This window comes from Halomonas sp. BC04 (assembly GCF_000568385.1).
In genome coordinates this window covers 1-7,604 of record NZ_AZQX01000211.1, presented here as the reverse complement: position 1 = coordinate 7,604, position 7,604 = coordinate 1, and the positions used below count along the sequence as shown (strand labels likewise).

The following is a 7,604-nucleotide window of genomic DNA, read 5'->3' as shown; positions in this document are numbered from 1 at the left end:
GGTGGTGCCACATCTCGCCGCCCGACTGGTGCGCGATCGCGGCCACCTGAAACGGCTGCTGGCACGCCTGGCGGAACTAGGCGTTGAAGACGCCTTCGTGGTGGGCGGCGACGCCGAGCGCCCGGTGGGTGRCTTTCCCCATGGCCTTGCGCTGCTCGAGGCCATGGCCCAGCTGTCGATGCGGCCCGAGCGTGTCGGGGTGCCCGCCTATCCGGAAGGCCATCACCATATCGAGGCGGCGTCCCTGCAGCGCGATCTCGAGGCCAAGGCGGCGCTTGCCGACTATGCCGTCACCCAGCTCTGTTTCGACCCCGGCCCCCTGCTGGCCTGGCGCGAGCGGCAGCGGCGGCTCGGCCTGCGCCTGCCAATCTATGCCGGCATTCCCGGGGTGATGGAGCGCAAGCGGCTGATCAGCATCGCCCTGCGGCTCGGTCTCGGCCCCTCGGTACGGGCCTTGAGGCGTCAGGGCGGTTGGATGACCCGCCTGTTCGGGCCGGCCGTCTATCGCCCCGACGTCCTGCTGCGGAGTCTCTGGCCGTGCCTGGGGAAAGGCAACACAGGCTTCGTCGGCTTGCATGTCTATACCTTCAACCAGGTCGGCCCCACCCGCGCCTGGCTGGAGACGCTGCCGAGCAGCAGGGCCACCACGCTCACCAGCAGGGCATAGGGCAGTTGGGTGAGCGGCTAGCCTGGCCGGCCAGGGTGCGGCGCTGGGCGCCTGGTACTATTCCCGGCGCGACTGGCTGGGATACTGAGACAGTTTTCGGGCAAAGTCCAAGGCTGTCGCTTTATGCCGACGCCTGGTCAGACATTGTGGAAGTGAAGGGCAGAAGCACTTTCATACCTCGCGGCAGCGTATACTGATCGTCAATTCCCTGGCGGCGCCGGATGCGCCGTCTCTCATCGCATTCTCCGCACATCGACCGGAGCCGACCCTTGTGTTTTGTCGGCAAGGCGCCTGTGCGCCACAGAGGAGGTGACAGATGAACAAATCAACCGTCGTTGGTACGACACTGGCCGTTTTCGGTCTGGGTGGACTGGCATTTGGCGCCTGGCAGGTCCAGCAGCCCCCCGTGGAGAGCGGCCCCCAGTTTGGCGAGATCGTTGGCATGGAGCGTGTCACGCGAAGCGTCGAGACGCCCCGTGAGGTATGCGAGGACATCGTGGTAAGCCAAGCAGCACCGCAGCAACCCAGCCGTGACCCCAACCGTATCGCCGGCACGGCTGCAGGTGCCGTTGTCGGCGGCCTGTTGGGCAATCAGGTCGGAGGTGGCAGCGGCAAGACGCTGGCTACCGTTGCCGGTGTCGTCGGCGGCGGCCTGGCGGGACGCGAAGTGCAGGGGCGCATCGAGGCCAATCAGGCGCCGGAGACCTACACGACCACACAGCGTCAGTGCCACACGGTCATGGACAGCTCCGAAGAGACCGTCGGCTATGACGTGACCTGGCGACACGGTGAAATGACCGATGTCTCGCGCCTGGATCATCGGCCCGAGGGCAACCGCGTGCTGCTCGAGGAGGGCCGGCCGCGCTGGGACCTGCCGATGGCCAGCGACGGCTGAGGCTTGCTGCCAAGGTAGGCCTTTCAAGCTCCTCTCGATAACCGCTTCGACGTGGCGCCCTGACTTCGGTCGGGGCGTTGTCGTCTAGACATGTCTGAGGTACCACTCGTACTCGAGCTGGCTCACCGCCTGCATGGCCTGGGCACGCTCCGCGCGACGGTTGGCGATGAAGACCTTGATGAAATCGTGGCCCAGGGCCTCGCCCAGGGGGGCATTGGTTTCCAGCAGCTCGAGGGCGTGCAGCCAGCTGTTTGTCAGGCTGGGGGGAAACTGGTCGTAGGCATTCCCCGTTACCGGTGCGGGCGGCGCCAGGCGTTGCCGAATGCCGTAGTCGATACCGGCCAGCAGCGTGGCCAGCAGCAGGTAGGGGTTGGCGTCGGCGCCGGCGACACGGTGCTCGATACGACGGGCACCGTTGGGCCCGGAGGGGATGCGTAGTGCCACCGAGCGGTTGTCGTAGCCCCAGGTGGGCGCCATGGGCACATACAGCCCCGGTTGAAAGCGGCGGAAAGAGTTGAGATTGGGTGCGCAGATCGCCATGGAGGCCGGCATCAGTTCCAGCAGGCCGGCGATGGCGTGCTGCAGCTTCGGTGTGCCCAGTGAGTCACCACCAGCATCGCTGAAGACATTGTTGCCGGCGTCGTCCAGCAGGCTGATGTGCACGTGGGTCCCGTTGCCGGCTTCCAATCCATAGGGCTTGGCCATGAAGGTCGCTTCGAAGCCGTGGTTCAGCGCTACCCCCTTGATCAGTCGCTTGAGCAGCACGGCACTGTCGCAGGCCAGAAGGGCATCATCGCAGTGAATCAGGTTGATCTCGAACTGTCCCGGGGCGCACTCCTTGAGCGCCGTATCCAGTGGCAGTTCCTGTACCCGGGCTGCCGACTGGACGTCATCGAGGAAGTCGGCGTACTCGTCCAGTTCCTGGATCGAGTAAAGCTGGCTCTGGGTGGCGCGCTCACCGCTGCGGGGCGAGCAGGGTGGCTGTATTGCGCCGGTGGCCGTGCGCAGCCTGTCCACCAGGTAGAACTCCATCTCGACGGCGACCACCGGGGTCAGGCCGGCCGCCCCGAAGCGATTCAGGACTCGTTGCAGCACCTGGCGTGGATCGGCAAAGAAGGGGGTCTCATCGGCCTCGACCATGGTCATCAGCAGCTGGGCCTGGCGCCCCTTGCGCAACCAGGGGCTGGGCATCAGCGAACCTTGCAATGGACGGCAGACGCGATCGCTGTCACCAATGGCAAGCCCCAGGCCGGTGGCCTCGATGGTGTTGCCGTTGATGTCCAGGGCGAAGACCGAAGCCGGCAGATTGACACCATTGAGGCAGACCTTCTCCAGGTTGGTGCCAGGAATGCGCTTGCCGCGCATGACGCCGTTGAGATCGCTGATCAGCAGGTCGATGCTATCCACATCGGGGTGGCACTCGAGGAAGGTCCGGGCTTGAGCGACGGTAAGCGACGCCATGAAGTCACCTGTATTGTTCGGTTGCGCTGTCATAGTGGCTAATCTTTCAGCCACGACCAAGTGTTGTCAAATCCTTTACGCAATGGTTGTGCGAGGCGTTTCGATTTTTTTTCTTTAACTTGCTGTATATTAAGCATATGGTCATAGTTTCATAAGAAATTCTTTGATTTTTGAGCGGCCTTGTTGGAAAGATTACTCAACGCGGCTATGGTGGCCGTAGTTGACCATCCTGCTCACGAGCATTCGAAGGAGGCTGCCGATGCAGAGCCGACCCCTGGTGGGAGTCATCGCCTGTCGCCGCAACGTGGAAGGGCACGCCGCCCACGTGGTGACCGACAAGTACTTGAGCACGCTGCGCGACTATGGCCTGGCACCGGTGGTGCTTCCGGTCTGGCAGGATGCCGTTGATGGCGATCTGCTCGCCCATCTGGATGGGCTGCTGCTCACTGGCAGCTATTCCAACGTGGAACCCTCCCGCTACGGCGCCGAGCGGGCACCGGAAAACACCCGGGATGACCTGCATCGCGACGCCGCTGCGCTGGCCTGGATACCCGCCGCCATTGCCAGCGGCCAGCCTCTGCTGGGCATCTGCCGTGGATTCCAGGAGCTCAACGTGGCCTATGGTGGCACGCTGCACCAAGCGGTGCAGAACGTGCCCAGTCTGCTCGATCATCGGGAGCCCGATGCCGACTATGCAGCCCGCTACGCCCCGGCACACGACATCGTGGTGGAGCCCGGTGGCCGGCTCGCTGCGCTCTATCCCGAGTCGTGTTCCAAGGTCAATTCGCTGCACCAGCAGGGCATCGATCGACTGGGTGAGGGGCTCTGCGTGGAGGCGCGGGCGCAGGATGGCCTGGTCGAGGCGGTTTCTGTCGCCGCAGCAAAGGACTTTGCCCTGGCCGTACAGTGGCATCCTGAATGGGTGCCGGCGGAACATCCGCTCTACCACGCCCTATTCGAAGGATTTGCCGCGGCCTGTTGCGGGCATCGTGATCGGCGTGCTCGGGCTGTCGATCCGACCACCGCCTGAGGCAGAGGTAATATGTCATGAATACCCGTGAATACCAGGCGCTGGATCGCGCCCACCATCTGCACCCCTTCACCGACTTCAAGGCGCTGGGCGAGGAGGGCAGCCGCATTGTCACCCGCGCCGAGGGTGTCTATATCCACGACAGCGAAGGCAACCGCATCCTCGACGGCATGGCCGGGTTGTGGTGCGTCAACCTGGGCTACGGCCGCGAGGAGCTGGTCGAGGCGGCTAGCGCGCAGCTGCGTGAATTGCCCTACTACAACAATTTCTTCAAGAGCGCCCATCCGCCGGCCGTCGAGCTGGCCGAGGCGTTGTGCCGGCTGGCGCCGGCGCACATGAACCGGGTGTTCTTCACCGGTTCGGGGTCCGAGGCCAACGATACCGCGCTGCGCATGGTGCGCCGCTACTGGCAGCTCGAGGGTAAGCCAGACAAGCAGTGGATCATCTCGCGGGAGAACGCCTATCACGGCTCCACCGTGGCAGGCCTGAGCCTCGGCGGCATGGCGCCGATGCAGGCGCAGGGTGGCCCTCTGGTGCCGAAGATTGCCCACGTGCGCCAGCCCTATTGGTTCGGTGAAGGGCGTGAAATGAACCTGATGCCTTCGGTCGCGAGTGTGCCGCGGCCCTCGAGGCCAAGATTCACGAGCTCGGCGAGGAGAACGTCGCCGCCTTCATCGCCGAGCCCGTGCAGGGTGCGGGAGGTGCCATCATCCCACCTGCCAGCTACTGGCCGGCGGTGAAGGAGGTGTTGGCGCGCCACGACATCCTGCTGGTCATGGACGAGGTGATCTGCGGTTTCGGCCGTCTGGGCGAATGGTTCGGCAGCCAGCACTACGGTCTCGAACCCGACCTCATGCCCATCGCCAAGGGGCTCTCATCCGGCTACCTGCCGATCGGCGGCGTGCTGGTGGGCGACCGTGTCGCTGACGCCCTGGTCGAGCGTGGCGGCGAGTTCTTCCATGGCTTCACCTATTCCGGTCATCCGGTGTGTGCCGCGGTGGCGCTGAAGAATCTGGAGCTGATGCGGGCCGAGGGCATCGTCGAGCGGGTGCGCGACGACATTGGTCCCTACCTGGCCAAGTGCTGGGCCTCCCTCGGCGACCACCCGCTGGTGGGAGAGTCCCGTTCGCTGGGACTGATCGGTGCACTGGAGCTGGTGGCCGACAAGGCCCGCAGGGAGCGCTTTCCCAAGTCGCTCGGTGTCGGCAACCTCTGTCGCGACATCTGCTTCGACATTGGCCTGGTGATGCGTTCGGTGGGTGATACGATGATCATCTCGCCGCCGTTGGTGATCACCCGTGCCGAGGTCGACGAGCTGGTCCGCCTGGCCCGCCAGGCGCTGGACGAGACAGCACGACGGTTGGCCGCACGAGGAGCCGCGGATGACCAAACCAACATAGAGGAGTCCCCATCGTGAGCCGTTCCCCATCTCCCCGTACCCTGGCCGACTGGCAGGCCATGGCCGCCGGGCTCGACTTCGAGTCGCGCGCTTTCATCGATGACGCTTTCGTCGATGCGGTGAGCGGCGACACCTTTGCTTCGATCAACCCCGCCTCCGGCGAGACCCTGGCCCGGGTGGCGAGCTGTGACGCACCCGATGCCGAGCGAGCCGTGGCGGTTGCCCGCGCGGCCTTCGCCGGCGGCGATTGGTCGCGGCTGGCGCCGGGCAAGCGCAAGAAGATCCTGCTGCGCCTGGCCGACCTGATGGAGGCCAACAAGCACGAGCTGGCGCTGATCGACACCCTCGACATGGGTAAGCCTGTGAAAAGCTCGCTGGGCGACATGGCCGGTGCCATCGCCTGTATTCGCTACCAGGCCGAATGCATCGACAAGCTTTACGGCGAGGTGGCGCCTACCGGTGAGGAGTCCCTGGCGCTGGTACTGCGCGAGCCCATCGGCGTGGTGGCGGCCATCGTGCCATGGAATTTCCCGCTGATGATGACCGCCTGGAAGATCGCCCCGGCGCTGGCGGCCGGCAACAGTGTGATCCTCAAGCCCTCGGAGAAGTCGCCGCTCTCGGCACTGCGGCTGGCCCAGCTGGCCCATGAGGCGGGCATGCCCCGCGGTACATTCCAGGTGCTGCCGGGTTTCGGCCAGACCGTGGGCAAGGCCCTGGCACTCTCCATGGAGGTCGATTGTCTCGCCTTCACCGGCTCCACTGCCGTGGGCAAGCAGCTGATGCAGTACGCCGGCCAGTCCAATCTCAAGCGCGTCTACCTTGAGTGCGGCGGCAAGAGCCCCAACCTGGTCTTCGCCGACTGCAAGGAGCTGGACAAGGTGGCGAGCCACGCCGCCGCTGCGATCTTCCACAACCAGGGCGAGGTGTGCATCGCCGGTTCGCGGCTGCTGGTAGAGAACGCCATCCGCGAGGAGTTCGTCGAACGCGTCTTGAAGGCAGCGGAAGGCATGCAGCCCGGTGACCCGCTCGACCCAGAGAGCTTCATGGGCGCCATCGTCGATGAGACCCAGCACCGGCGTATCCTCGACTTTATCCGCCAGGGCGTGGAGGAGGGCGCGCGGCTGCGTACCGGCGGCCAGGCGCTGGATGGTCCGGGGTTGTTCATTCCGCCTACGGTGTTCGATGGGGTGACACCTCAGATGACCATCGGCCGCGAGGAGATCTTCGGCCCGGTGCTGGCGGTGTTCGGCTTCGACTCGGAGGAGGAGGCCGTGGCCATGGCCAACGACACGCCCTACGGCCTTGCCGCCGGCCTGTGGAGCCAGGACATCGACCGCATCATGCGGGTGACGCGGCGGCTGCAGTCGGGTCAGGTGTTTGTCAACAACTGGGCCGGCGGCGACCAGACCATGCCCTTCGGCGGGGTCAAGCAGTCGGGCAACGGCCGCGACAAGTCGCACCACAGCCTGGAGGAGTACTCCAACCTGAAGAGCGTGTGGATGACGCTTCAGATGGGCTGAGACGAGGGGAGGGAGCGAGCGGTTGCGACAGGTATACTGGCGCGACGACCGCTCGCAGGAGAATGCCCCTTGAATGATCTGACGACGCTGCTGACCTCCCTCCCCACCGGATATGTCATGGTGCTTTCGGCGCTGGTGGCGTTCCTGCTGGCCTTTGGCTTGGCCAGTCTTCTCGCCGCTCGCCGTCAGCGCACGGAGGCACGAGAGCAAAGCGCTGCCCTGGCTGAACTGCGCCAGCGGCTCGCCGAGCGCGAGCGACGCCTGGATGAGTTGCAGCACATGCTTGGCGAGGCGCAGGTGAAGGAGGCGCGTCTATCTACCACCCTGGAGCAGAAGCAGCAGCACTTTGCCGAACAGGTCACGCTGCTGCGCGAGAGCCGCGACCAGCTCAAGCAGGAATTCGAGAACCTGGCCAACGAGATACTCGAACGCAAGGGCAAGGCGTTCTCGGAGCTGTCCCAGAAGCATATCAGCGGCCTGTTGCAGCCCATCCAGAGCGAGATGAAGGGCTTTCGCGAGAAAGTGGAATCCATCCACCGCTTCGATACCGAGCAGCGCGCCAGCCTGCGCACCGAGCTCAAGCATCTGCAGGGCCTCAACCGCGAGATCACCGATCAGGCCGATCGTCTGAC

Annotated in this window: 6 protein-coding genes and 1 pseudogene; 6 read left to right on the top strand and 1 reads right to left on the bottom strand. The window is 64.9% G+C overall.

The window, feature by feature from the left end:
* On the top strand, positions 1-667 hold a 667-nt coding region (locus Q427_RS14715; protein WP_043515219.1), incomplete at its 5' end, for a methylenetetrahydrofolate reductase.
* Between the two features lie 316 nt (positions 668-983).
* Positions 984-1,562, top strand: coding sequence for a glycine zipper 2TM domain-containing protein (locus Q427_RS14710; protein ID WP_043515217.1), 579 nt, complete (start codon positions 984-986; stop codon positions 1,560-1,562).
* Positions 1,563-1,646: 84 nt separating this feature from the next.
* On the opposite strand, the gene Q427_RS14705 is transcribed toward Q427_RS14710, so the two are convergent.
* Positions 1,647-3,023 (bottom strand): glutamine synthetase family protein, encoded by a 1,377-nt coding sequence (locus Q427_RS14705; protein ID WP_043515214.1) that lies wholly within the window; start codon positions 3,021-3,023, stop codon positions 1,647-1,649.
* Between the two features lie 259 nt (positions 3,024-3,282).
* Between Q427_RS14705 and Q427_RS14700 the strand changes: the two genes are divergently transcribed.
* From Q427_RS14700 to rmuC, 4 genes and pseudogenes are all read left to right on the top strand, one after another.
* Positions 3,283-4,053: a gamma-glutamyl-gamma-aminobutyrate hydrolase family protein gene (locus Q427_RS14700; RefSeq protein WP_043515212.1), complete on the top strand. Its 771-nt coding sequence runs from the start codon at positions 3,283-3,285 to the stop codon at positions 4,051-4,053.
* Positions 4,054-4,070: 17 nt separating this feature from the next.
* Positions 4,071-5,470, top strand: a pseudogene (locus Q427_RS14695) (aspartate aminotransferase family protein).
* A gap of 41 nt (positions 5,471-5,511) precedes the next feature.
* The gene (locus Q427_RS14690; protein ID WP_051496403.1) at positions 5,512-6,972 is read left to right on the top strand and encodes an aldehyde dehydrogenase; all 1,461 of its coding nucleotides are present in this window, start codon (positions 5,512-5,514) and stop codon (positions 6,970-6,972) included.
* Between the two features lie 69 nt (positions 6,973-7,041).
* Positions 7,042-7,604 (top strand): DNA recombination protein RmuC (rmuC, locus tag Q427_RS14685; protein ID WP_043515208.1); only part of this gene is annotated, 563 nt, incomplete at its 3' end.